24 protein-coding genes, 1 tRNA gene and 1 riboswitch are annotated in these 25,240 nt (G+C 44.2%); of the genes, 3 read left to right on the plus strand and 22 right to left on the minus strand.

The window, feature by feature from the left end; genetic code table 11:
• Positions 1 to 338 precede the first annotated feature (338 nt).
• From M1D67_RS15585 to M1D67_RS15650, 14 genes are all read right to left on the minus strand, one after another.
• On the minus strand, positions 339 to 1,634 hold the full coding sequence (locus tag M1D67_RS15585; protein WP_145654322.1) for a Kelch repeat-containing protein: 1,296 nt from the start codon (positions 1,632 to 1,634) through the stop codon (positions 339 to 341).
• Between the two features lie 176 nt (positions 1,635 to 1,810).
• Positions 1,811 to 1,884 (minus strand) — tRNA-Arg (locus tag M1D67_RS15590).
• A gap of 119 nt (positions 1,885 to 2,003) precedes the next feature.
• Positions 2,004 to 2,525, minus strand: a complete 522-nt coding sequence (locus M1D67_RS15595) for a YfcE family phosphodiesterase (RefSeq protein ID WP_479831378.1) — start codon at positions 2,523 to 2,525, stop codon at positions 2,004 to 2,006.
• A 17-nt stretch (positions 2,526 to 2,542) separates the two neighbouring features.
• The gene (locus M1D67_RS15600; protein WP_020452485.1) at positions 2,543 to 3,133 is read right to left on the minus strand and encodes an XTP/dITP diphosphatase; all 591 of its coding nucleotides are present in this window, start codon (positions 3,131 to 3,133) and stop codon (positions 2,543 to 2,545) included.
• Positions 3,134 to 3,155: 22 nt separating this feature from the next.
• Positions 3,156 to 3,896, minus strand: a complete 741-nt coding sequence (gene rph, locus M1D67_RS15605) for a ribonuclease PH (protein ID WP_020452486.1) — start codon at positions 3,894 to 3,896, stop codon at positions 3,156 to 3,158.
• A gap of 125 nt (positions 3,897 to 4,021) precedes the next feature.
• Complete coding sequence (locus M1D67_RS15610; protein ID WP_479831379.1) at positions 4,022 to 5,131, minus strand: GerMN domain-containing protein; 1,110 nt, start codon at positions 5,129 to 5,131, stop codon at positions 4,022 to 4,024.
• Positions 5,132 to 5,283: 152 nt separating this feature from the next.
• Positions 5,284 to 6,102 carry a glutamate racemase gene (gene racE, locus M1D67_RS15615; protein WP_020452488.1) on the minus strand — a complete coding sequence of 273 codons (819 nt, stop codon included), beginning with the start codon at positions 6,100 to 6,102 and terminating at the stop codon, positions 5,284 to 5,286.
• A 7-nt stretch (positions 6,103 to 6,109) separates the two neighbouring features.
• Positions 6,110 to 6,553 carry a MarR family winged helix-turn-helix transcriptional regulator gene (locus M1D67_RS15620; protein WP_003184148.1) on the minus strand — a complete coding sequence of 148 codons (444 nt, stop codon included), beginning with the start codon at positions 6,551 to 6,553 and terminating at the stop codon, positions 6,110 to 6,112.
• Between the two features lie 161 nt (positions 6,554 to 6,714).
• Complete coding sequence (gene gerE, locus M1D67_RS15625) at positions 6,715 to 6,939, minus strand: spore germination transcription factor GerE (protein WP_003184172.1); 225 nt, start codon at positions 6,937 to 6,939, stop codon at positions 6,715 to 6,717.
• A 175-nt stretch (positions 6,940 to 7,114) separates the two neighbouring features.
• Entirely contained in the window at positions 7,115 to 7,813 is a 699-nt protein-coding gene (locus M1D67_RS15630; protein WP_105980124.1) for an SDR family NAD(P)-dependent oxidoreductase, read from the minus strand.
• Positions 7,814 to 7,830: 17 nt separating this feature from the next.
• A complete protein-coding gene (locus tag M1D67_RS15635; RefSeq protein WP_026579117.1) occupies positions 7,831 to 8,301 on the minus strand; it encodes an acyl-CoA thioesterase in 471 nt (156 codons plus the stop codon).
• A 63-nt stretch (positions 8,302 to 8,364) separates the two neighbouring features.
• The gene (gene sdhB, locus M1D67_RS15640; protein WP_020452491.1) at positions 8,365 to 9,129 is read right to left on the minus strand and encodes a succinate dehydrogenase iron-sulfur subunit; all 765 of its coding nucleotides are present in this window, start codon (positions 9,127 to 9,129) and stop codon (positions 8,365 to 8,367) included.
• Entirely contained in the window at positions 9,126 to 10,889 is a 1,764-nt protein-coding gene (gene sdhA / locus M1D67_RS15645; protein ID WP_020452492.1) for a succinate dehydrogenase flavoprotein subunit, read from the minus strand. Before sdhA ends, sdhB begins: the two co-directional genes overlap by 4 nt.
• Positions 10,890 to 10,922: 33 nt before the next feature.
• Positions 10,923 to 11,531, minus strand: a complete 609-nt coding sequence (locus M1D67_RS15650; RefSeq protein WP_023855447.1) for a succinate dehydrogenase cytochrome b558 subunit — start codon at positions 11,529 to 11,531, stop codon at positions 10,923 to 10,925.
• Positions 11,532 to 11,832: 301 nt separating this feature from the next.
• On the opposite strand from M1D67_RS15650, the gene M1D67_RS15655 reads away from it, so the two are divergent.
• Positions 11,833 to 12,276: a YslB family protein gene (locus tag M1D67_RS15655; protein ID WP_144498754.1), complete on the plus strand. Its 444-nt coding sequence runs from the start codon at positions 11,833 to 11,835 to the stop codon at positions 12,274 to 12,276.
• Positions 12,277 to 12,426: 150 nt separating this feature from the next.
• On the opposite strand, the gene M1D67_RS15660 is transcribed toward M1D67_RS15655, so the two are convergent.
• Positions 12,427 to 15,000 (minus strand): FtsX-like permease family protein, encoded by a 2,574-nt coding sequence (locus M1D67_RS15660; protein ID WP_479831380.1) that lies wholly within the window; start codon positions 14,998 to 15,000, stop codon positions 12,427 to 12,429.
• Complete coding sequence (locus M1D67_RS15665) at positions 14,997 to 15,746, minus strand: ABC transporter ATP-binding protein (RefSeq protein ID WP_144498758.1); 750 nt, start codon at positions 15,744 to 15,746, stop codon at positions 14,997 to 14,999. The genes M1D67_RS15660 and M1D67_RS15665 overlap by 4 nt, the downstream gene beginning before the upstream one ends.
• 164 nt (positions 15,747 to 15,910) lie before the next feature.
• On the opposite strand from M1D67_RS15665, the gene M1D67_RS15670 reads away from it, so the two are divergent.
• Together M1D67_RS15670 and M1D67_RS15675 are read left to right on the plus strand one after the other, a co-directional pair.
• Positions 15,911 to 16,585, plus strand: coding sequence for a response regulator transcription factor (locus M1D67_RS15670; protein ID WP_105980114.1), 675 nt, complete (start codon positions 15,911 to 15,913; stop codon positions 16,583 to 16,585).
• A gap of 2 nt (positions 16,586 to 16,587) precedes the next feature.
• On the plus strand, positions 16,588 to 18,009 hold the full coding sequence (locus tag M1D67_RS15675; RefSeq protein ID WP_479831381.1) for a sensor histidine kinase: 1,422 nt from the start codon (positions 16,588 to 16,590) through the stop codon (positions 18,007 to 18,009).
• A 552-nt stretch (positions 18,010 to 18,561) separates the two neighbouring features.
• Here the strand turns inward: M1D67_RS15675 and M1D67_RS15680 are convergent.
• The 6 genes from M1D67_RS15680 to M1D67_RS15705 form a co-directional block, all read right to left on the minus strand.
• Positions 18,562 to 19,794 carry an aspartate kinase gene (locus M1D67_RS15680; RefSeq protein WP_105981371.1) on the minus strand — a complete coding sequence of 411 codons (1,233 nt, stop codon included), beginning with the start codon at positions 19,792 to 19,794 and terminating at the stop codon, positions 18,562 to 18,564.
• A gap of 147 nt (positions 19,795 to 19,941) precedes the next feature.
• A riboswitch (Lysine riboswitch) is annotated at positions 19,942 to 20,122 on the minus strand.
• Between the two features lie 64 nt (positions 20,123 to 20,186).
• On the minus strand, positions 20,187 to 21,959 hold the full coding sequence (uvrC, locus tag M1D67_RS15685; protein ID WP_023855450.1) for an excinuclease ABC subunit UvrC: 1,773 nt from the start codon (positions 21,957 to 21,959) through the stop codon (positions 20,187 to 20,189).
• A gap of 145 nt (positions 21,960 to 22,104) precedes the next feature.
• The gene (gene trxA, locus M1D67_RS15690; RefSeq protein ID WP_020452497.1) at positions 22,105 to 22,419 is read right to left on the minus strand and encodes a thioredoxin; all 315 of its coding nucleotides are present in this window, start codon (positions 22,417 to 22,419) and stop codon (positions 22,105 to 22,107) included.
• A 212-nt stretch (positions 22,420 to 22,631) separates the two neighbouring features.
• On the minus strand, positions 22,632 to 23,609 hold the full coding sequence (locus tag M1D67_RS15695; protein WP_039072904.1) for an electron transfer flavoprotein subunit alpha/FixB family protein: 978 nt from the start codon (positions 23,607 to 23,609) through the stop codon (positions 22,632 to 22,634).
• A gap of 49 nt (positions 23,610 to 23,658) precedes the next feature.
• Complete coding sequence (locus M1D67_RS15700; protein ID WP_026579113.1) at positions 23,659 to 24,432, minus strand: electron transfer flavoprotein subunit beta/FixA family protein; 774 nt, start codon at positions 24,430 to 24,432, stop codon at positions 23,659 to 23,661.
• A 31-nt stretch (positions 24,433 to 24,463) separates the two neighbouring features.
• Positions 24,464 to 25,240 carry an enoyl-CoA hydratase gene (locus M1D67_RS15705; protein ID WP_105980104.1) on the minus strand — a complete coding sequence of 259 codons (777 nt, stop codon included), beginning with the start codon at positions 25,238 to 25,240 and terminating at the stop codon, positions 24,464 to 24,466.

A 25,240-nucleotide genomic window follows, 5' to 3' on the forward strand; every position in this document is an offset into this window, starting at 1 on the left:
TTTGTTCGAAATGATGAAAGGAAATTTTTAGGGTGTTGTTGCTTTACAATATCAAAAGCCTCAAACCCTTGTATACCAAGAAGTTTGAGGCTTATTTTCAGTGACGTCTTAGGAGAGATTCGAACTCCCGACCGACGGAAGGCCGATGGCCCCATGGACAGAAGGAACATCGATTTCCGATTTCCCCTATAATAATTCAAAAAAGGAGACACCTTTTATAAAATTTCATGATGCAGTTGGTCTTAGTAGTTAGCCTCTACGGGCAGGTAAAGGGCTTCATCTTTATACGACTGATACTTTTTTGGACAGCTTCATTAAAAAGAGATTTTCATCAGTTTTTATTCAGCTTTTTTAGATGAATACTCATTTACTTCAAACGTAAGAATATTACCAAAGATAACATGGTCTTTCCTGTTATCAAACGGTCCTATGTTATTTTCATGCTTATCAATTACATACCTCGCAGGGCCTGTACCAGCAGCTTTCTGATCGTACCACGAAATAAAATCATTAACCTCTTCCATCGATAGATCAAACTCTTTTTCGAGACCAGATACCATAGTTACAACTAGAATTGCTCGTTTACCTTTTATGTCTTGAGTCGGTTCATCTGATGTTTGTGGATCTTCTCCATTTCCTGTAGAATCATCAAGAGTTTCAACAGAATACATTTGTACAGAGTTGTATATTCCATTTTCTTGTATTACTATATTATTCGTTGTTGATTGTCCACCAATTATATAAAGATTTTCTCCTATTGTAGCTGCCCCCGCTGCTAATCTAGGAATTTTAAAAGGTTGAAAATCTGATATTGAATCGTCTTTAGGGTTGTACACCTGAACTTTGGTAGTTGGCTCGTTTTTGTTTGTTTTTCCTCCCATAATGTAAATTTTCCCATTTAAAACTGTTGAAGTAAGATATTGTGTTCCTATAATTAGATTTTGTTTTTTTAACCATATGTCTCTCTTAGGATCGTATTCATAAATAGAATCATTTATTTTTGGTTGTGTAACAATACTTGTATCCGCACCACCTATCAAATAAATTTTCCCATCAATTGTCTGGGATGTTGCCCCTGACGAAGGAATGGGCAAGTCTTTTTTCTTTGTCCAAGTTTTAGTCTCTGTATCATAACAATAATTCGCAGATAAACTTTCAGCATTGTTTCCACCCATTACATAGATTCTATTGTCTACAACAGAGGCAGTGGAAAAAATTAACCTTTCTGTAGGTATATCTATTCCTTTTTCCCATGTATCATTTTGTGTATCATATATCTGAACTGACTTTCGATAAGTACTACCTGAGGTTCCTCCAATTACATAAATTTTCTTCCCAACTACAGCTACAGAGGCTGCAGACACCGTTAAAGGTATGCTTGCTTTCTCAGTCCATTTCTTACTATCTTGATCATAAACATAAGTGGTATTTATAGATCTCCCACTGCTTGTACCACCGATTACATAAATTTTTCTGTCTACTGCTGCTACAGCAGCAGCAGTTATTTTATCTGGAAGATAAGCTTGTGGTATCCACTCTTTCGTTGTAGATGCTTGTTCTGCCTCTACCCGTACATTACCAGGGAAAACGGAGGCAACTAAAATGATCAAAAGCAAAAATATTTTCTTTTTCAACTCTCTCTCTCCTAACGATTTAATGTCACTAAATATTATCGTCAATATTTGTTTTTTTTTAATATCATCTCCTGTTATTTCCTATAAATCCGCTCCTAAAATAGAACAAAGTTTCTGGCAAAATAAAAAAGCCTCAAACCCTTGTATACCAAGAAGTTTGAGGCTTTTTCCAGAGACGTCCCAGGAGAGATTCGAACTCCCGACCGACGGCTTAGAAGGCCGTTGCTCTATCCTGCTGAGCTACTGGGACATGATGTTGTTTTGTTTCGCTTTAACTATCAGCGACAAGATTTATTATATGTGGATCGGGACATAAAGTCAACAACTTTTTAGAATTTTTTTCTTCACGAGGAAGAAAAAAATTCTTCCTCATGAATGTGCTGGCAGTTGGATATGGTTCGTCAGGCTTTCGACTTCCCGGCCGTCCAAGTCGTAAAAGCGGACCGTTGCATTGTCTTTGTCAATGTTCAGTATAGCATAAGTTTTTTCTTTCCGCACCCGCGGAAGGCGGATGCTGCCGGGGTTGATCAGCAGTTTTCCGTCCATCAGTTCGCTTCCCGCGATGTGGGAATGGCCGAAACAGATGATATCGGCGCCGAGTTCTTCAGCGCGGTAGTATACATTTAAAAGCGACTGTTTAATGCCGTATAAATGCCCGTGTGTGAAAAAAAGCTTTTTTGATCCGACGGGAACGACAACTTCGTCTTTAAACTCCCCGTAAAAATCGCAGTTTCCTTTTACCGTTAAGTAAGAGGAAAGCGCGGGATGGGAAGGATCCAATTCGGAATCTCCGCAATGGATGATGAGATCTGTTTCCTTCCCGTGCCGCTCAGCGATCATTTCCAGTTCGTCTTCAAGGCCGTGGCTGTCGCTGACAATCAGAACCTTCATGATCGGCCCTCCTCCTTTTACGCTTGGTCCAATAGAGCGGACAGTTTTTTCAGTGCTTCCGCTCTGTGGCTGATTTTGTTCTTTTCGCCGCTTGAGAGCTCGGCCATCGTTTGATCTTTGTCTTTGACGAGAAAAACCGGGTCGTAGCCGAAGCCGTTTGTGCCGCGCGGTTCTTCGGTAATGTATCCTTCCACAGAACCTTCGACCGTTTTCGTTTCCTGTCCTGGAATGCATAATGCGAGCGCGCATCTGAACCTCGCGGAGCGGTCTTCTTTTTCCACCCCTTCAAGCTCTTTCAATAGCTTTTTCAGGTTGGCGAGATCGTTTTTCTCTTCTCCTGCATAGCGGGCCGAGTATACGCCGGGGCTGCCGCCGAGGTAGTCGACAGACAGGCCTGAGTCATCGGCAATTACGATTTTGCCGGTTTCTTTCGAAATCGTTTCCGCTTTAATCACCGCGTTTTCTTCAAACGTCTGCCCGGTTTCTTCGATTTCGGGCGTATAGCCGATGTCCAGTAGAGATTTGACATCGTAGCCTCTCGGTTCGAGCATCGCTTTGAATTCCCTGACTTTTCCTTCGTTTTTCGTGGCAATGATGACTTCTTTCATCGTGTATCAAGCCTTTCTCATGTTATTGTTGAATGGCTGATGCAACGTCGCCGAGCACTTCTTTCTGCTTTTCGATGAGTTCGGCGATCCCTTTTTCAGCCAGTTCTAAAAGCCCGTCCAATTCACTTCTTGAGAATGTCGCTTCCTCTCCTGTTCCCTGAAGTTCGACAAAGCGGCCTTCGCCTGTCATGACGACGTTCATATCCACCTCTGCCGCAGAATCTTCCTGGTAGTTCAAATCAAGGATTAATCCTTTTTCCTTATCGATTCCCACTGAAGTGGCAGCCAAAAAGTCAGTGATCGGCATCGCCTTCAGCGTGCCTTTTTCGACAAGTCTTCCGACGGCAAGCGCCATGGCTGTAAATGCTCCGGTGATCGACGCGGTTCTTGTGCCTCCGTCAGCCTGAATGACGTCGCAGTCGATCCAGATCGTCCGCTCACCGAGCTTTTCCAAATCAACGACCGCCCGCAAAGCTCGTCCGATCAGCCGTTGAATTTCCATCGTCCGCCCGGAGATTTTCCCTTTTGACGATTCTCTGATCGTCCTTTGGTTCGTGGCCCGCGGCAGCATGCTGTATTCCGCGGTGATCCAGCCCTTCCCTTCTCCTCTCAAAAAGGGCGGTACGCGGTCTTCCACAGACGCGTTGCATATCACCTTTGTCCCGCCGACTGTGATCAGGACCGATCCCTCGGGATGCGTAATGAAGTCGAGGTCCATTGTGACAGGGCGCAGTTCATTGTTTTCTCTTCCATCGTATCTCATTTTTTACCTCCGATTGTATGTACATAAACCTTTCACAATCATTCTGCTCTTCCAAAAAGCTGAATAAAGAAAGAGGCAGCTTTAATCGCTTACCTCTTTTTTTATAGTATATCAAAAATCTCTGCTTAAAAACTACCTGTGTTCACCTTGCTCGGTCTTGAAACCGGCTTGGAAAGCTTTTCTCCTTTTTCATTGACGAGCTCGGATTTTCCGTTCACAGTAACCGACACACTTTTCACATCAGGCAGTTCGGTTAATGTCAGCACAATACTATTTAACACTTCATCCGATATCACTTTCTTCTCGCCGTCGGCGCTCCCGTAGATCGCTTCGTTAAAGTCGAGAGTCACATGGCCGTCTTCAATCTTCGGCTCGTTTTCAAGCTTGACATCGCCCTGGAAATCGGAAAGCAGGCCGCTTTTATTGCCCGGTCCTTCCGTCAGCTCTTTAATCGCCGCCGTCACCTGGTCTTTTTCTTTTGCAGACGTCCGTTTCGTTACAGGAACATAGTATGTGCCTTTGTCCGATTCAGCCAAATAATAGATGGTGACCGGCTGTGTCGCTGTTATATCGGTCACACCCGCCGTATCGAGGTTGATGCCGTCCTCGCGGCTGAGTTCTTCTGAAATCGGCGTGCCGTTAACAGGCATTTCTTTCAAATCATGGCCGTTCATGCGGATCTTCACTTTATCAATCGAGTTAAACTGTGTTAACGTCCATGTAATCGCCTGTACGATTTTTTGCTCGTCTTCAGCTTTATAGTTTTTAAATTCATTTGAAAAGTCAGCGATCGCTGTTCCGTCTTCTTTAATATCAACATTGACCGCTGTATCCGCCGGCAGCACGGCTCTGAATCCGTTTGGCATGATGTTTGAAACAGGGCCGCCTTCAACGAGGTATTCAAGCGCTTGTTTAGCCGTACCTTCCTGCTTTGGCAGCGGCAGCGTCTGCGCTGTCACATAGCCGTTCTTATCAATGAGATAAAGCTCTCTCATGACCGTATCGCTTGTTTGAGCCGCTTTATCGTCGCTTGTCGTTTTGCTGCCTTTGTCTTCTGTTTTATCTTTGGTTTTGTCTGTTTTGTCTTGCTCCTTCTCCTCTTTTACATATGTGATGTCCTGCGGCGGATCTATCTCCTCTGAGGCTTGATCTGACTGAAATATTCCGCACCCGGAAAGAAGCAGCGCGGAGGCCGTAACCGAAACCGCGATTCCTTTCATTCCTTTTTTCAGCATACTTTTCCCTCCTAAGGCAGTTTGTACTATTATGTATACGAGCCCGTTTTTGAATTAGACCGCTTTTTAAAAAAATCCCTCTGAATACAAAAAACCTTTTCTTTTAAAGAAAAGGCTCATGAAAAAAGCTGCCGTTTGCTTGTGCGGCAGCTTTATTTTATAGCGGTTTCCTGAAGAGAAATGCTTTCCACATTTTTCACTTCGTATCCAAACCAATCATTTGCAATTTTTGTGAAGCGGGCGCGCTCCCCGGTTGTTAAAAACAAGTGTTCCGGCGGTTCACCCGTTTTGCTTAATAAACCGTTGTATGACAAGATCGTGCTGACTTCCCTGGCCGTTTCATCTCCGGAGGAAATGATGTTGACGCGCTCTCCCATATAGCGCTGAATCGGCTCTTTTAAAATCGGATAATGCGTGCATCCGAGAATCAGTGTATCGATTGATGAATCCCTGAGCGGGTGCAGTGACGACCTGACGATTTCATCAGCCGTCTCATCCAAAAATTTACCGCTTTCCACAAACGGGACAAACATCGGGCAAGCCAGATTTTCTACCGTTAAATCTCCGTTCAGCGAAAGAAGCGCTTCTTCATATGCGCCGCTTTTGATCGTGTTTTCTGTTCCGATCACGCCGATCCGCTGGTTCTCCGTCACTTTAATCGCGGTTCTGGCTCCGGGCTGCACAACGCCGATGACCGGGATCGCTACTTCTCTGCTGATTTCTTCAAGTGCGATGGCCGTCGCTGTATTGCAGGCGATCACGAGCATTTTAATATGGTGGCGGGATAACAAATAATTTGTCATTTCCCATGTATATGACAGGACTTCTTTTCTGTCCCGGGGTCCGTACGGACACCTTTTCGTATCTCCAAGATATATAATTTTTTCTTTCGGCAGCTGCCTCATGATTTCTTTTGCAACGGTTAAACCGCCGACTCCCGAATCGATGACTCCTATCGGTTGATCCAACAAAATCGCCTCATTTTCTGTTCATTTCCTGCTGAAGTTTAATTAATAATTTTTCAAATGCGGCTGTTTCTTCCTCGGAAAACGCCTCTAACATGTCTTCCAAATAGTCCTGCCTTTTTTGAATGACCTCCTGGATGATCCGCTCTCCTTCCGAGAGAAGATGAATGCGGACTACGCGCCTGTCGGACGGATCTTTCACCCGTTCAACGAGGTTGTTTTTCTCCATTCGGTCAATTAAATCCGTCGTGGTGCTGCACGCCAGGTACATCTTTTGTGATAACTCGCCGATCGTCATATCCCCGTATTCATACAGCCATTGAAGACCGACAAACTGGGGAGGGGTAATCGTATATTGGGTGAGAATTTCTCTTCCTTTTTGTTTGATGATGCCCGCAATATGGCGGAGTGATTTTTCAATATCCGCTATGTGATTCAAAGAAGCATTCGAATTCATTTTCTCTACCTCGCTCGACTCGTTGTTTTGTTTTCAAAACACTTGAGTCTATTTTCCTTCTTTTCTACACAAATTGCAAGACTTCAACATGAATATACAAATTGCACCTCAAAACAAATAACCGGTTCCCTTCTTGTTACAAGAAGGAACACCGGCTCAATTTAGAGCTCTAGCTCACCCATTCGAAGAAGTTCAACAACAGCTTGCGAACGGCCTTTCACTCCCAATTTTTGCATCGCATTGGAAATGTGATTACGTACAGTCTTTTCACTTATAAAGAGCTCGCTTGCGATTTCCTTTGTTGTCTTGTCTTGAACGAGCAATTCGAACACTTCTCTTTCTCTTTTTGTTAGCAGCGGCTTTGATTGAAACTCTTTCTCCTTCAAGTATTGTAACCCTCCTTGCTAAGGTGAGAGCTGATCTGAAACGAATGGGTTTCGATATAGTCGTGATATCATATGAAACATACGCAAGGTCGGTGACGTTTCTGACGGAGAAAAGGGTTCCCTCAAACACCTATTTTTCAGATCATGACACAGGCATCGTTTCAGGGCTGAACTTCTAAGGAAGACATTTTAAAATCCAGGCGATCAGCCGCCATCTTTTCGTAATATATGCGTGCGTTTTCTTTTTCTGCACAGCACTGATGATTTGTGCAGCCGCTTTTTCGGGCGAAGCCGTCCAAAACAGGTGATCACCTTTTGCAAGAGCCGTGTCCACAAAGCCCGGCTGAATTTCGGTGACCACGATTTCATCATACCCAAGTTTTTTCACTTTTTGACGGAGCCCTTTTAAGTAATTAGAAACGAATGCTTTTGAAGCGGCGTAGGTGACGGCCCCTCCGTTTCCTCTCAGCGCGGCAATGGATGAAATGCCGACTAAATGCCCTTTCCCATTTTTGATAAAATGCTCCATCAACACGTTCGAGCAGGACACAAATCCTGTCATATTGACATCGATCGTTTCCTTTTCTTTGCTCCAATCCATTTCGCTTTCCAAATATCCAACACCTGAACAGATGAAGACTGCATCTGCCCAATTCATCTCATCAAGCAGTTCTTTCAACAGTATAGGCGAGCGTTCGCTGTCGGCTGTATCGATCTTTTTAATGTATGAAGGTCCAGGGAGGTCGTCGCGCAATTCGGCTAGCAGTTCATACCTTCTTGCAGCAAGACCGACCTCAACTCCTGCGGCTGACAGCTGCTTGGCAAGCGCCTTGCCAATTCCGGAACTCGCGCCGATGATCATCGCTTTTTTCATTTTCCTCTACCTCTCAATTATTTCTCAGGAAATGAGTGATTGCCAAGCAGTTTTGCTTTTTGTTCATCTGTCCATTTCACCGGTTTACCCGTATCTTTCGCAATTTGCACCATAACCGCCACCCCTGTAAAGCAAAGGTCACCTTCCCCATTTTTCGCCGCATAGTGGAGGGTGAGGGAAGCGTTGCCGACAGATGCTGTTTTGACGCCGATTTTCAAATGTTCATGAAGGATGACCTGCTGAAAATAATCGCATTGCTGGCTCGCCACGACGGGAATGGACGCGCTCTTCCCGTCTGAAAGGCGGTCCATGACGCCCAGGTGCTTGAAATAGGAAATCCTCGCTTCCTCGAAATAGACAAACGGTGTGACATTGTTCATATGACCGAACATGTCCGTTTCTGAAAAACGGACGGATACTTCATCAAAAAAAGAAAATGACTGACACCATGTGTCAAACGGTTCTTCAATATATCCCGGCAGCTTCATTGTTTTTCATCCCCTTTGGTCATAAAAACACCTCTTCGGCTTGAAGAGGTGCGTTTTTTCGTGTTATTCCGTGTTGTCGCTTCCGAAGAAGTTTTTAAACGCCTGAACGGTTGTATCCCTGTTTAATGCAGCGATTGAGGTTGTGAGCGGGATGCCTTTCGGACATGACTGCACGCAGTTTTGTGAATTTCCGCATTCGGCCAGTCCGCCGTCTCCCATAATCGCTTCAAGCCGTTCCGATTTGTTCATCGCTCCTGTCGGATGGCTATTGAATAAGCGGACTTGCGAGAGCGGTGCAGGCCCCATAAAGTTTGTTTTATCGTTCACGTTTGGACAAGCTTCAAGACATACGCCGCAAGTCATGCATTTTGACAGCTCATACGCCCACTGCCGTCTTCTTTCCGGCATTCTCGGTCCCGGTCCGAGGTCATATGTGCCGTCGATCGGTACCCATGCTTTGACTTTCTTCAATGAATCAAACATGCGGCTCCGGTCCACTTGAAGGTCGCGGACAACCGGGAATGTTTTCATCGGTTCAAGGCGGATCGGCTGCTCAAGCTGGTCGATCAGGGCTGTACAGGACTGTCTCGGCTTGCCGTTGATCACCATCGAGCAAGCGCCGCACACTTCCTCGAGACAGTTCATATCCCAAGCAATCGGCGACGTTTTTTCCCCTTTCGTATTTACCGGGTTCCTTCTGATTTCCATCAAAGCGGAAATGACGTTCATATTCGGACGGTATGGAATTTCAAACTCTTCCTGGTAAGGACTAGAATCCGATGTATCCTGACGAGTGATGATAAACTTGATTGTCTTATTTTCACTCATGATTTCGCCACCTTTTTCTTCGAGTAATCCCGTTTACGCGGTGCGATTAATGAAACATCGACATCCTCATAATGGAATTTCGGGGCTTCAAAATCGCCTGCATGTTTCGCCATTGTTGTTTTCAGCCATTCCTCGTCATTACGTTCAGGGAAATCCGGTTTATAATGGGCGCCGCGGCTCTCATTCCGGTTGTATGCACCGAGCGTGATCACCCGTGCCAATTGCAGCATGTTGTGCAGCTGGCGTGTGAATACGGCGCCCTGGTTGCTCCATTTTGCCGTATCGTTGATATTGATGTTTTGGTAGCGCTCGGCAAGCTCTTGGATTTTTTCATCCGTTTTCAGCAGCTTGTCATTGTGGCGCACAACCGTCACGTTATCTGTCATCCATTCGCCGAGCTCTTTATGAAGGACATATGCATTTTCATTGCCGTCCATTTTCATAATGTCAGCCCACTTTTCTTCTTCCTTTTTGACGCAGCTGTCGAAAACGGAAGAAGACAGATCTTCTGCGGATGTTTCAAGACCTTGAATATATTCAACGGCTTTCGGACCTGCCACCATGCCGCCGTAAATGGCTGACAAGAGCGAGTTCGCGCCCAGGCGGTTTCCGCCGTGCATTGAATAATCGCATTCCCCTGCGGCAAACAGTCCTGGAATGTTGGTCATCTGATTGTAGTCGACCCAGAGTCCGCCCATTGAGTAGTGGACTGCAGGGAAAATCTTCATCGGCAGCTTGCGCGGATCGTCACCCATGAATTTTTCATAGATTTCAATGATTCCGCCCAACTTGATGTCCAATTCCTTCGGATCTTTGTGGGAAAGATCGAGATATACCATGTTTTCGCCGTTGATGCCGAGCTTTTGTCTGACGCATACATCAAATATTTCACGCGTCGCAATATCCCGCGGCACAAGGTTTCCGTATGCCGGATATTTCTCTTCGAGGAAATACCAAGGCTTGCCGTCTTTATACGTCCAGACTCGTCCGCCTTCACCGCGCGCCGATTCGCTCATCAGACGGAGCTTGTCGTCTCCCGGAATGGCGGTCGGGTGGATCTGGATGAATTCTCCGTTCGCATAGTAAGCGCCCTGCTGGTAAACGATCGAAGCGGCTGATCCGGTATTGATCATCGAGTTCGTCGATTTTCCAAAGATGATGCCCGGTCCCCCGGTCGCCATGATGACTGCGTCTGAACGGAACGACTCGATTTCCATCGTCGTCAGATTTTGGGCGACGATGCCCCGGCACGCATTGTCATCATCAAGAACGGCTCCGAGAAACTCCCAGCCTTCATATTTCGAAACAAGCCCTTCTACTTCAAAGCGGCGAACCTGCTCATCCAGCGCGTACAAGAGCTGCTGTCCGGTCGTCGCCCCCGCATATGCCGTTCTGTGATGCTGAGTTCCCCCGAAGCGCCGGAAGTCAAGCAGCCCTTCAGGTGTTCTGTTAAACATGACGCCCATGCGGTCAAGCAAATGAATAATCGACGGCGCCGCATCACACATCGCTTTGACCGGCGGCTGGTTGGCCAGAAAGTCGCCTCCGTAAACGGTATCGTCAAAATGCTCCCAAGGGGAGTCGCCTTCACCTTTTGTATTGACCGCTCCGTTGATTCCGCCCTGCGCACATACGGAATGTGAGCGCTTAACGGGAACGATCGAAAATAGTTTTACATTTGTTCCTGCTTCCGCAGCTTTAATGGTCGCCATCAGACCCGCAAGTCCTCCGCCGACAACGATGATGCTTGAATTGCTCATGCCTGCCCCACTCCCTCTAGTAATCTAGTTCTTTTACACAAATGCCAAAATCGCTCTCAGCCCTACATAGGACAACACAACAAAGACTCCCATTGTCACAAACGTGGCGATTCGCTGTGAGCGAGGAGAAACGGTGATTCCCCAAGTGACAGCAAACGACCATAAACCGTTTGAAAAGTGGAAGATTGTTGAGAGGACACCTACAATGTAAAAGCCGAGCATGATCGGGGAGCTCAAAATATCAGCCATCATGTCAAAGTTTACTTCTGCCCCCATTTGGGCGGCAATCCGTGTTTGCCACACGTGCCAGCTGACAAAAATCAAGGTAACGATTCCTGTAATCCGCTGCAGAACGAACATCCAGTTTCTAAAAAAGCCGAATCTGTTCGCATTGTTTTTCGCTGTAAAAGCTATGTATACTCCATAAACAGCATGATAAATCAGCGGAAGGAAAATCACGAAGATTTCCAAGACGTACCTGAACGGCAGGTTTTCCATAAAGTGAGCGGCGTTATTAAACGCCTCCTCTCCGCTTGCCGCAAAATGGTTGACAACCAAATGCTGGATTAAAAATATGCCTACCGGTATGACGCCAAGTAAAGAATGCAGTCTTCGATAAACAAACTCTCTGTTCCCGGCCATTGCTTTACCCCCTAGTTGAAAAGTGCAGTAAAAATGAAAGGTCTCCTATCCCCCGTCCTGTTTCAAATATCGCACTTTGTTAAGTTTTTATGACAATTTCATTTTACTCCTATGAGAAATAGGCGTCAAGAAAACGCGTACATAAATTGAAATTTTCTAAAATTTAATCATATTTTAGAAAATTTTATTTTATCAAAATATAAATATATCAGATTTTTTTCTTCCTAATTGCATGTCCCCGCTGTAATCTTTCACCCCATTTAAGCTATAATAAACGGAGAAAAGAGGGGAGACATTGGATATGAACAAATATGAAGCAAACTTAGCGCAATTAAAAGAGCTGGAAGTCTCCGCATATGGCTATGAGTTGATCAGGGAAGTGCTGCTTCCCGATATGCTGGGACAAGACTACGCAGATATGATGTACTGGGCGGGAAAAAAGCTCGCCCGCAAGTTCCCGCTTGAATCCAGGGAGGATCTTCCCGCTTTCTTTCTGGATGCAGGCTGGGGAACGCTTACGATCGCCCATTCAAAAAAACAGGAGCTTGAGTTTGAGCTCGAAGGCCCGCTGGTCTCAAACCGCCTCAAATATCAAAAGGAACCCTGCTTTCAGCTAGAAGCCGGATTTATCGCCGAGCAAATCCAGCTGATGAACGAACAAATTGCCGAATCGTATGAACAAGTGAAAAAAAGAGCCGGAAAAGTTGTATTGACCGTCAAATGGGATATGAAAGATCCGGTATGATGCTCGAAAGGCTGCTGTTGATTTTCAGCAGCCTTTTTACAATAAAACCCAAATAGACACACATTCTTAAACCTTCTGTTGAGAATATCGGCAAATCACACATCCACTGCTTCATTCTTCCAGCACGTTAGAAACGGTTATGCTTAAAAATTAATCTTCAAACACCGATTTTACTAAGTTACTTTTTGAAAGCCACAGTGCAGAAGGAAGGGCAGATAGAATACCCAGTAACGGACTTATTAATAATATGATGAAAATTATCACATAAGGTATTTCGAGGTTCTTTACATCTAAAGCTGATAATAGATTATACCCCAGTATAACGCTTGAAATTAAACCCATTATACAGCCAGCTAATGAAATAACAATTCCTTCATATAAAGCGAGTCGAACGATTTGCCACGGCTTTCCACCTATGGCTCTCATCATCGCAAACTCTTTTTTACTTTCCCTTAAATTGCTTGCCATACTATTCATTAAGCCAACAAGTGCAATTAAGGTGATGATTAACACGCTGCTTCCCAATAATACAATACGCTGTTTGTACTGTTGATAAAATTTATCCATTTCTTCTTTTCTATCATACAAAATAGCATCTTGATATTGGGGATTTTCCATCAGTTTCTCAATTTTGGCCTTTATATGGCCTTTTTCACTTTGGTCCTTAATATTAAAAAATATTTGTTCTGTTTTTTGAAGATGAAATAACTCTTTTAACGTAGTCTCATTAGTAAAGAATCTTAAATCTTCATCAGGTAAAATAGGCACTTCGTCAACCACACCGACAATGCGTAATGTAAATGGCTTCTTGCCAGAAACTTCACTTAATTCATCTGGTTCCAATGTGACTGTATCTCCGACTCGAAACCCGATGTCCTCAGAGAATTGTTTCGTAATCACGGCCTCATCATCTTTAAGGTGATCAATTCGGCCTTTCACAATTTCAAAAGGGGCAGTGTTGCGTACTTTTTCCAAATCCAGGCCACCCACACTCGTTAAAACTTCTTTTTTTCCGTTTACGGTCATAAATTGCCCGTTCCAGTTTGAATCTACTTTTTTTATATCTAAATCCAAAGTATGTGTTAATATACTTGTTTGAACCGGGATTGTTTCAACTCCGTTCATATGATCAATTTGTTTTATAATTGAAGAAGAGAAACCTGGTTCATACGAGGCTTCTGTAGCCTGTATGACATAATCAAGCGGATATTGTTTTGATATTGTTTTTTCTGTTTGACTGACAACAGCTTGCAAAATCATATATCCAACGAATCCAACAATGACTGCTAACGTTAATACCCTGGCAATTTGCTGACTTCTTCTCATTCTTTTCAGAGCATTTCTTCCGGCAATCATACTTTCCATTTGATAAAACGGCCTTAAGAGAAAAGTTAGTGCCGTTACAATGATCCTCAATACTGCAGGAGTCATCACAAACATAATGAGTACAAATGATACCCCTAACAGAATACTGAAGCTGCCGCTTCCTCCGCTTTTATGCACTGCAAATGTCATAGCTGCCAGCAATAGCAAAATCATGGACAGGCCGATAATGGTTCCTTTTGATTCCGCTTTACTTTTACTGATTTTTTGGCTGTATGCAGCGATAGGAGAAAGCCTGCTAGTCGATAAAGCTGGTATTGTTGCTGCTAAGACAGTCAAAAGAATGCTTCCAAAAAACGACATGATTATACTTTTTGCCGGGATTGATATTGATTGGATGGAATAGCCTATAAATTGTTCAGCAATATTTGTCAGGGCATAACATAGTACAGTACCTGTAACCGTTCCTATTAATGCAGCCATAGTCCCTTTCAGAAAAGCTTCCCAGATGACCATATAAAACAATTGGGCAGGCTTTCCGCCTAAAAGTCTTAATGTTGCTAATTCCTTTTGTCTTTCTTGAACCGACATTTGCAAAGTGCTGACTACGATTAAAAGGCTTCCTAACAAGACTGTAATTGATAAACCGTTGACAATCGGTTTTAACCCGCCCAGTTGTTCTTTCTCTGCCGTCATCGCCTTTCGTTGATCAATGGATATGTCTGCAAAATGTTCCTTTAAATCCTCTATTACTTTTTGTTTATCAGCTGATTGATTTAATTTCAGCATGACTGCCGTTGCTTTATTTTCATTATGAGTTTGTGCTGCGAGCCAATCATAATCAAAAATGACGATATTATTTAATTGCTCGCTTTCATTTAAAATACCAGATACTCGTACCTTTACGTCGTCCCCTGGAGGAAAAGGAAAACTAATTTCAGAATCAATATCCAAGCCCTTAGCTTTTGCATATCGAGCAGGGATTACCACTTCCTGAGCTTTCGGAAATCCACCTTTACCGATGGAAACCAGCGGGTGCTCCATAGCCAATTGGTGATGTTTAAAGCCTATATAAACAGGCTGAGATGCAACAGCAGCCGGCATATCTTCACTTGCATACGGAAATAACATCGGGGTTATTTGATCTACATCTGGAAATCCCTCTATCTTTTGCAAATCTTTCGCACTCAATTTTTTGGTTGATCCGTTATAACCTGAAACCAAATCAAAATCTCCGTATTTTTCCAACACAGATTTTTCGTTTGATTGTTCTAAAGTTGTCATCATGATTTGCGAAATAATGAGCAGCATAACCCCAAGACTAATACCGATCACAGCAAATATAGACCTGGCTCTTCTTGCTTTCAAAAATCGCCAAGCCAATTGAGCAGTTAATTTCATGCGTATACATCCTCTAATCTTTTAGTGATATGGCTTAAATTTACTTTAGGAGTCGCAGTAAGCTGAATATCTCCCGCCAATTCACCGTCCTTCATAAATACAATCCGATGTGCATGTGAAGCCACATTTGCATCATGCGTCACCATGATAAGCGATTGTTTTTTCGTATCGCAAAAGTGGCGGAGAATTGTCAAAATTGCATCACCAGTTTTTGTATCAAGACTTCCGGTTGGTTCATCTGCTAATACGATACTGGGTTCCATAATAAGCGCTCTTGCAATTGCAACCCGCTGCTGCTGTCCCCCTGACATCTGGGACGGATAAGAAGAAGCGAGTCTTCCAATCCCTAATAATTGCAGCAAATCATTTGCCTTTTTATTTACCGATTTATCTTTCTTTCCAGCTAGGAGTATAGGAAGCGTTATATTCTCCTCCGCCGTTAGAACAGGAATCAAATTAAACATTTGGAAAATAAAACCGATATTATCTCTTCTGAGTTGTGTAATTTGAGCCTCATTGCAATGAGATAAATGAATACCGTCTAGTGTGACTTCTCCTGAAGTTGGTTTATCTAGCCCTGACAGCATATTTAATAACGTAGACTTTCCCGAGCCGCTAGGACCCATAATGGCTGTAAATTCACCTTTTTTTATATCCAAATCAATATTTCTCAATGCAAAAAATTGATGTGCTCCCTCTCCATATGACTTTGATAACTTTTTAGTTTGCAGGACTGAAGCTCTCATGTTTTTCACCTCTTTTTATAGTTCAGTTTCATTTTAAATAGCTAAACTCAATAGGGCGTTAATAAAATATCAATAAAATATCAAGATTTATTCACACATATTCCGCAATTACCAAAAAAACGTCATAATGTTATTCAGAAGCAAAACAGAAAGGAATGGCGATAATGAAAGAAACCATTTTAGTCGTCGATGATGATGCAGAAATTATTGAACTGATGAAAGACTTTCTGGAGATCGAGAATTACAATGTTCTAACAGCATTTAATGGAGAACAAGCCCTCTCCATTGTCAACAAACAAGAGGTCGACTGTATCTTGCTAGATGTAATGATGCCGGGGGAATCAGGCTTTTCGATATGCAAGAAGCTGAGAGACATAAAGGATGTCCCTATCTTATTTTTAAGCGCCAAAGAGGATCCAACCGATAAAATCAGGGGATTAAGTGTCGGGGGTGATGATTATATTGTAAAAACGGCAACACCAGGTGAGATTGTAGCCAGAATCAAAGCAGTGAGACGGCGCTCCGGACAGCAAAAACCCGGACACTCATTCAACGGCCTTACAATTGATTACTTATCCCGAGAAGTACATATACACGGAAGAAAAGTTTCCCTCACCTCAAAGGAATTTGACTTATTATCTCTACTTAGCAGACATCCCCATCAAGTATTTACACACGATCAAATTATCCAATTTATATGGGGGGAGCATTATAGTGATCCGCATACAGTAAGGGTATTCGTCGCGAGAATCAGGGAAAAAATTGAAGAAACCCCCTCTCGGCCGCGCTGGATCCTAACTGTCTGGGGAGTCGGATACAAATTTGTGGAGGGGGCATAAACATGTTAAAGGGGCATAAAAAAAGACTGACAATAAAAAAATGGCTGTTTCTCTTTATGATTGCATTTATTTTGCTCCCCATTCTTACTACAAAAATGGCCGTCCATTTTTATAATGAATCAAAAACAAATTCTATTGAAATAGAAGATATAATGCCTTGGCTGGAACAAAACATTCTAAATCAGCCGGAAAATTGGAACAAAAAAGAGTGGCAAAAACAAATACATCATAAAACTGATGAGCTTCATATAGGGATACGCTTGCTAAACAAAGATCAAAAAGTCTTATTTTCAACAGTAGAAAAACCAGATAATCATCAGATTACAAAAATAGAGCAAACAGCAGACTACTCAGTTGGGAATACAAACTATCTTCTTGAAGAATATTATGTATATCAGAACAAAAAACTCGCAGGCATTTTATATGTTCAAGATAAAAGGCCTGCACTCCATGCTTTCAATGGTCCAGAAAACAGTTTTCTAGAACAGTATGGAGGCTTATTCATCGCATTATTTGTTTTCCTAATGCTTTTGGCGACAGCTGCATGGTTTATGAATAAACAAGTATTAATTCCGTTGACTGCACTGGAGAAAACATCACAGCTCATTTCAAAGCAGGATTTCAATTTTTCTCTTCCTTCTTCACGTGTTACAGAAATTCATGAAGTATCAAACGGATTTAAGTCTATGCAGCTGCAGCTAAAGAAATCATTAGCCAAACAACAATCACTTGAAAACGAAAGAAAACTGTTTATTGCTTCTATCGTGCATGATTTACGAACACCAATATTTACAATCCGGGGATATCTAGAAATCATAGAAAAGCAATTACACCAAGCCCCTGAAAAAGTAAAGAAATATATTGTAACATGCAGAAATAAAGCGGATATGCTGAATCATTTAGTGTCAGACCTATTCTCGTATACGAAGCTAGAATTTTACAAAGAAAAACCAAGTGTAGAGTTTGTAAACCTAAACCGCTTACTTGACGATTACCTGAACGATTACTCAGCAATATTAGAAGAAAAGGGAATTCATCTCATAAAATCAATTCCTGAAGGTGATACATATGTTTATGCAGATCCCGAGCTTTTTTCCAGAGCTTTTTACAACATAATAGACAATGCCATAAGATTTTCTTTTAAAAACAGCGACATCTACGTTTCACTGTTCGAAGAGAAAAAATACGCTGTCATTGCCATTCGGGATAAAGGAAAGGGGTTGCACGAGTCCGAGTTAGACCAGATATTTACGCCGCTTTACAGAGGAGAAACCTCTCGCAATCGAAAAACAGGAGGAGCCGGATTGGGCTTAGCCATAAGCAAGGAGATTTTAGAAGTGCATGGAGGTAAAATCACTGCAGAAAACCATAACAAACAAGGTGCCGTTTTTAAATTATATTTGCCATTACCTAATGGATCATGATTAATCATCATACTTTTTTTGATCGCTTGTTTTAGATGATATAGAAAAAGCAATAAAGAAATCGCTCATCATACAATAAAAGCACATAGCTTGAATATGAAAAAAGGACCCATACATCAAGTAGAAACCAAAACAGCCAACCAATAGCTGAAAAGTAACATTTTATTTTTCGGCCTATTATTTATATCAAAAAGGAATAAAATTTGGCCTCTGGCTGATTCGGTATTACAAACATCGCAACCGTATTGGGCTATGTTTAATCAAATTTATTTCGCACAAAGTGTCATAGGCGGGGACCGCGGATATATTTTACGAAGAAGCACCGTAAAATCGCTCTGTGTTATTATCAATCGTCTCCCGACTACTGGAGCCATTCCACAACAAACAATGGATAAAAGCTTATCAGAGCGGAAAACAGCGATATGATTGAGCTCCCTAAGGAAAAATATTCATCTTCATTTTCGCGGATTTCCCGCCTTATTCGACTTTGCATTAGCCCTTACTAACTCTGATTACATACCATTCTCCTCCTGCTAGCAAATTGCAGGATGTTTAATTCGCAGCTATGCTTATTTTCGACAGTTCAAAAGCATCATGCAGCGCTTCGACGGCTTTCACCATATCGCCTTCGCTAACGACAGTCGAAACTTTGATTTCGGATGTGCTGACCATTTTGACCTGGATGTTTTTTTCCGCCAGCACAGCGAACATTTCCGCTGCTACTCCCGGGTTGGAGATCATGCCTGAACCGACGATCGAGACTTTGGCCAGCCTGTTTTCCGTTTCAATCTGTTCATAGTCGAGCGCGTCTTTGTATTCTTCGAGAACTTCGACCGTCCGTTTTAAGTCTTCCGTTTTCACGGAGAAAGAAATCGACGTTTGGCTTGTGCTTGTCACCGATTGAATGATGATGTCAACGTTGATGTTCTGTTTAGCGAGCGTTGTAAAAATCGTTGACAGCGTCGTCAAGCCGCTCGCCAGGCCGCATACAGTCACACGTGTGATCTGATCTTCAAATGCAATGCCTCTTACGATTAAATTCTGTTCCATTGATGATTCCTCCTCGATTAATGTGCCCGCTTCTTTCTCGGTGCTTGAACGGACTTCCAAAGGCACCTGATAGTTTTTCGCAAATTCAACAGCTCTCGGATGCAGGACGCCTGCTCCAAGATTGGCAAGCTCAAGCATTTCATCGTAGGAGATTCCGGCCAGCTTCCGCGCTGTTTTCACATAGCGGGGATCGGTTGTGAAAACCCCCGGTACATCGGTGTAAATGTCGCATTTATCGGCTTTCAGGGCAGCTGCGAGGGCAACGGCTGTCGTATCTGATCCGCCTCTGCCGAGCGTTGTGATTTCACCTTCCGCTGTCGTCCCTTGGAATCCGGCGACAACTGCGATTTTCCCTTCATTCAGACGCTCTTTCAGCTTGCCTGTATCAATGTTCGTAATTCTTGCGTTGCCGTGAATATTTTCGGTTTCGATGCCGGCCTGCCAGCCTGTATAGGAAACCGCATCATACCCCTTGTTCTGCAAAGCCATTGTCAACAGCGAAATTGTTACCTGTTCTCCTGTTGTCAGCAGCATATCCATTTCCCTGCTGCTCGGCTGTTCGGTAATTTCCTTAGCAAGCGCGACGAGGGAATCCGTCGATTTGCCCATCGCTGAAACGACGACGACAACATCATGACCGCGCTGTTTTTCTTCGATGACGCGGTTTGCGACATTCAATATTTTTTCCACTGATCCTACTGAAGTTCCGCCAAATTTTTGGACGATGAGACCCATCAAATACCACCCTTTTTGTTTTCGTTCGTGCTTGTTTATGTATGAAGAGGAAAACTTGACCGGCGGGCTGTACGTTTTTTCGTACAAAAAAAGCAATGAGAGAAATTCCCTCATTGCTTTAACCAACAAAAATGCCGATGATTTTAACAACGAGATAGCCCTCCAAGAAATGATTTCTTGACAGCCTTACATTTATTCAATGTAAAGCCAGCAGGAAAAACGAATGGATTTTTTCCCCGCTTCGGCGACGCTCCCCTTTCAGCTTTTTTCATCGGAATCCATCTTCCTCATCAAGCCTACTCTTGAAGTTCGCACCTCTATCTTCACCATATCACACGATCTTATTATGAAATTAGTACAAATTCTATCAGATTCTTTTTAAAAGTTCAACATTATTTTTTCAAAGCCTCTTCAATCAGCTGCGCCGTCTTCAGGGGGATGCCGAGCTTGCGGATATCTTCGGCGCTCGCTTCCTTCATTTTCTTAACGGAACCGAAATGTTTTAACAGCAGTTTTTTCCGCTGTTCGCCGACGCCCGGTATGCCGTCGAGCACCGATTGAAATGCGCTTTTTCCCCTGAGCTGCCTGTGGAAGCTGATCGCAAACCTGTGCACTTCATCCTGAATGCGCTGAAGCAGGTAAAATTCCTGGCTGTTCCGCTCAAGCTGGACGATCTCAAGGGGGTCGCCGATCAAAAGGTTGGAAGTTCTGTGTTTATCATCTTTCACCAGACCGGCAACAGGGACATCGAGCCCCAATTCATTTTCCAAAACGTCAAGGGCGGCAGACACCTGGCCTTTTCCGCCGTCGATCAATACTAAATCAGGCAGCGGCAGATTCTCTTTCAGCACCCTTGTATATCTTCTTCTGATGACTTCGCGCATTGACCCGTAGTCGTCAGGGCCTTCAACCGTCTTAATCTTATATTTGCGGTACTCTTTTTTATGCGGTTTTCCGTCGAGAAAGACGACCATCGCCGAAACGGGGTCCGTTCCTTGAATATTTGAATTATCAAACGCTTCAATTCGGTACGGCGTGTAGATGCCCAGTGCTTTGCCGAGCTTTTCAATCGCGCCGATCGTCCGCTCTTCGTCCCGTTCAATGAGCGAAAACTTCTCTTTCAAAGCGAGCTTTGCATTTTTATGGGCAAGGAGCAGCAGGTCTTTCTTCGCTCCCCTTTTCGGCTGGCGCACGTTCACGTCCAAAAGCTCCTCAATCATGTCCTTATCGACGCTGTCTGGAACTAAAATTTCCCTTGGGAGGAAATGGTTGTTTTTCGAGTAAAATTGCCCGATGAACGTCAAAAACTCCTCGTCTGCTTCCCTGTATAAAGGAAACATGCTGACATCTCTTTCAATCAATTTGCCCTGCCTGATAAAGAAGACCTGGACGCACATCCAGCCCTTGTCATACGAATAGGCAAATACATCGCGGTCAACCATGTCATTCAGCATCATTTTCTGTTTTTCCATCGTTGACTCGATATGGGCCATTTGATCGCGGAATTCTTTCGCCCGTTCGAACTGCAGGTTTTCCGAGGCTTCGAGCATTTTTGCTTCAAGTTCTTTCTTGACTTCATTGTATCCGCCCTTTAAAAAGCGGGTGATTTCTTCTGTGAGCTGTCGGTTTGTCTCCTCAGACACATCATATACGCATGGCGCCAGACATTGTCCGAGATGATAGTACAAACAGACGCGGTCCGGCAGTTTGGCGCACTTTCTGAGCGGATAGAGGCGGTCCAGCAGCTTTTTTGTTTCCCTCGCAGCCTGGACATTGGGATACGGCCCGAAATAGCGGCCTTTGTCTTTTTTGACCTTCCTCGTGACAATCAGCTTCGGATGCCGCTCGTTCGTGATTTTAATAAACGGGTAGCTTTTATCATCTTTCAGCATCACGTTATATTTCGGGTCGTACTTTTTGATTAAATTCATTTCAAGAATGAGCGCTTCGATGTTCGAGGAGGTGACAATGTATTCAAAATCTTCAATTTCACTGACAAGACGCTGTGTTTTGGCATCATGGGACCCGCTGAAATAGGAGCGGACCCTGTTTTTTAAGATTTTCGCTTTCCCGACGTAGATGACGGTATCCTGCCTGTCTTTCATCAAGTAGCAGCCAGGCTGATCCGGGAGAAGGGCCAGCTTTTCTTTGATTTTTTTGTTCATCAAAAATCCTTCCTTGTTTCGGCGTTTTTTCTTCATTTCAGTTTACCATGACCGACCGTACGTTCGCTACAATTGGAGGAGGAAGATGGCGCGTTGTAAGAAAAAAGCGATCCCTTTGGAATCGCCTTTTTCACAGGTTTCTATTTTACAAATGTTTGTTGACCAGTTCTTCAAGGGCTTCTTTCGGTTTAAAGCCGACAGATGTTTCAACCACTTCGCCGTCTTTTAGTATGAGGAGAGTCGGGATGCTCATCACGCCGTATTTGCCGGCAGTTTCTTGGTTTTCGTCAACATCGATTTTTACGATTTTCAGTTTGTCTCCCATTTCTTGATCAAGCTCTTCAAGTACCGGCGCGATCATTTTGCAAGGTCCGCACCAAGGAGCCCAGAAGTCGGCAAGAACTACGCCTTCACTTGTTTCAGATGAGAATGTTTGATCAGTTGCTTTTACGATAGCCATTCTTTCATTCCTCCAATTGTGAAATTATGCTTTTTAGTATAGCATCTCCCTTTGGTTCACGCTAACATAATGCTTGATTATACATTTCCCTATCTGCGCAGTTTTACACATCGGGATTTTAGCCTTTCTAAAAATGTCCTTGTTCCATGTTATTTTGCAAAAGGCGGAAATGTGCCTATGTAAAAAGCCGGCCATTTCAGGCCGGCTTTTGATCAAGTACTGACGCTCAGCTTTTTAAATTCCTCCGTGAGCAGCGGAACGATTTCAAATAAGTCGCCGACGATCCCGTAGTCGGCAATTTTAAAGATGTCGGCTTCCGGATCTTTGTTGATGGCAACGATGATTTTGCTGTTTGACATCCCTGCGAGGTGCTGAATCGCTCCTGAAATGCCGCAGGCGATATATAAGTCTGGAGTTACGACTTTGCCGGTCTGGCCGATTTGAAGCGAATAGTCGCAGTAGTCTGCGTCACAGGCTCCCCTTGAAGCGCCGACCGCGCCGCCCAGTACGTCGGCAAGCTCCTGCAGCGGTTTAAAGCCTTCCTCGCTTTTGACGCCGCGGCCGCCGGCTACGATGATTTTCGCTTCAGACAAATCGACGCCTTCGGACGTTTTTTTGACAATGTCCTTGATAACCGTTCTGATGTCCCGAATATCCGCTTCGATGCTTTCGACCGCTCCCGTTCGCGTCTCATCTTTGTCGAGCGGGGCGATATTATTCGGTCTGATCGTTGCAAAAATCGTTTCATCTTCGGAAATGATCCGCTCAAACGCTTTGCCTGAGTAGATCGGTCTTGTAAACACGATGTTGCCGCCGGCTACTTCGACGTTGACGGCATCTGATATCAGCCCTGTTCCCATACGGGCTGCAAGCTTCGGCGACAAGTCTTTGCCCATTGACGTATGGCCGAAAATTATCACGTCCGGACTTTCGCGCTCAATGATCGGCATAAAGGCTTGAACATAGCCGTCAGACGTATAGTTTTTCAAGAGCGGGTTTTCGGCTGTAAGCACTCTGTCAGCGCCGTAATGGATCAGTTGTGCCGCATCGCTTGAAACGCTTTCACCGAAGAGAACACCGATCACCTCTCCCCCTTCGGCAACCGTTTTTCCTGCAGCTATCGCTTCGAATGTCACATTTCTCAACGAACCGTCCCTGAACTCTCCCAATACGATAACTTTTTTGCTCATGTCCATTTCCCCCTGTATTTTAATGACCGTGTTTTTGCTCCCTTCGGCTTCAAACGACCTTTGCTTCGCTTCTCAGCAGTGATACAAGGTCTGCCGCCTGCTGTTCCGGCTCCCCTTCAAGGATTTTCCCGGCTTCTTTTTTCGGAGGCAGGAACCGTTCGATCGTTTTTGTTTTGGCGGCCACGTCTTCCTCGTCGATGTCCAGATCATCAAGTTCAAGCTCCTCAAGAGGCTTTTTCTTCGCCTTCATGATTCCCGGAAGTGACGGATAACGCGGTTCGTTCAACCCCTGCTGTGCAGTCGCTACGATTGGAAGCGACGTTTGGATCACTTCAAGGTCACCCTCGGCGTCGCGTTCCGCTTCAACATCTCCGCCGTTTACCATCAGCTTTGTAATCGTCGTGATACAAGGGATGCCGAGCAGCTCGGCCAAACGAGGCGCCACCTGTCCCGATCCCCCGTCGATCGCCACATTCCCGCCGAGTATCATGTCATACTCGCGGTCTTTCAAATAGTTGTATAGGATGGCTGACGCCGTATATTGGTCCGCTTCTTCCAGATCGTCTTCAATGTTGATCAAAACGGCTTTGTCGCACCCCATCGCCAGAGCCGTCCTGAGTTCTTTTTCAGCTTCTTCCTCGCCGACTGTGACAACCGTAATCTCACCGCCGTGCTTCTCCTTCAGCTGAAGCGCTTCTTCAATGGCGTACTCATCGTACGGGTTGATGATGAATTCCGCTCCATCCGTGCTGATTTCCCCTTGTTCAATCTGAATTTTCTCCTCTGTATCAAACGTGCGCTTCATTAAGACATAAATGTTCATGTTCTATTCATCCCCTTTGTTTTCACGTTTGTTATTTCCCTTTAAAATGCGGCTTCCGCTTTTCAAGAAATGCCTGAATCCCTTCCTTCGCATCCTCCGATTGGAACACTTCGCCGAAGTATTTTCCTTCCAGCTTGAGGCCGCCTTCATACGAATACACTTTGCTCGAATTCAGGAGTTCAATGACATAAGCCATCGTCTGCGGACTTTTTTCAGCGAATTTTCGCGCGAGCTCTTGTGCCTTTTGCAGCACTTCTTCTTCATTCGCCACCAAAATCGTGACAAGGCCGTATTCAAAAGCTTCCTTGCCGGATATCGGCTCTGATGTCCCGATCATTTCAAGCGCTTTGGCGGTGCCCACATACTTCGGAAGGCGCTGCGTTCCCGCAAAGCCGGGAATGATTCCGAGATTCAGTTCGGGAAGGCCGAGCTTAGCGCTCTCCTCGGCAATCCGGATGTGGCATGCCATTGCAAGCTCCAGACCTCCTCCAAGAGCAGCTCCGTGAATCGCGGCGATCACGGGCTTTGGAAAAGATTCTACTTTTTCGAAAATCTGCTGGCCTTTATCAGCCAAATTTGCATAATCAGACCCGTCCATCAATGATGTAAACTCTTTAATGTCAGCGCCTGCCGAGAAAAATCTTCCTTCCCCGTGAATCACGACGCTTCTGACATCCTGACGTTCTGAAAGCTCCTCAAGACATGCGGAAAGGTCTTCAAGCACTTGCGTCGATAGCGCATTTGCCGGCGGGTGCTGAATCGTAATGGTTGCGATATAGTCGTCTACGGCGTATGTTAATGCTGCCAT

The organism is Bacillus sp. PK6-025 (assembly GCF_056530265.1).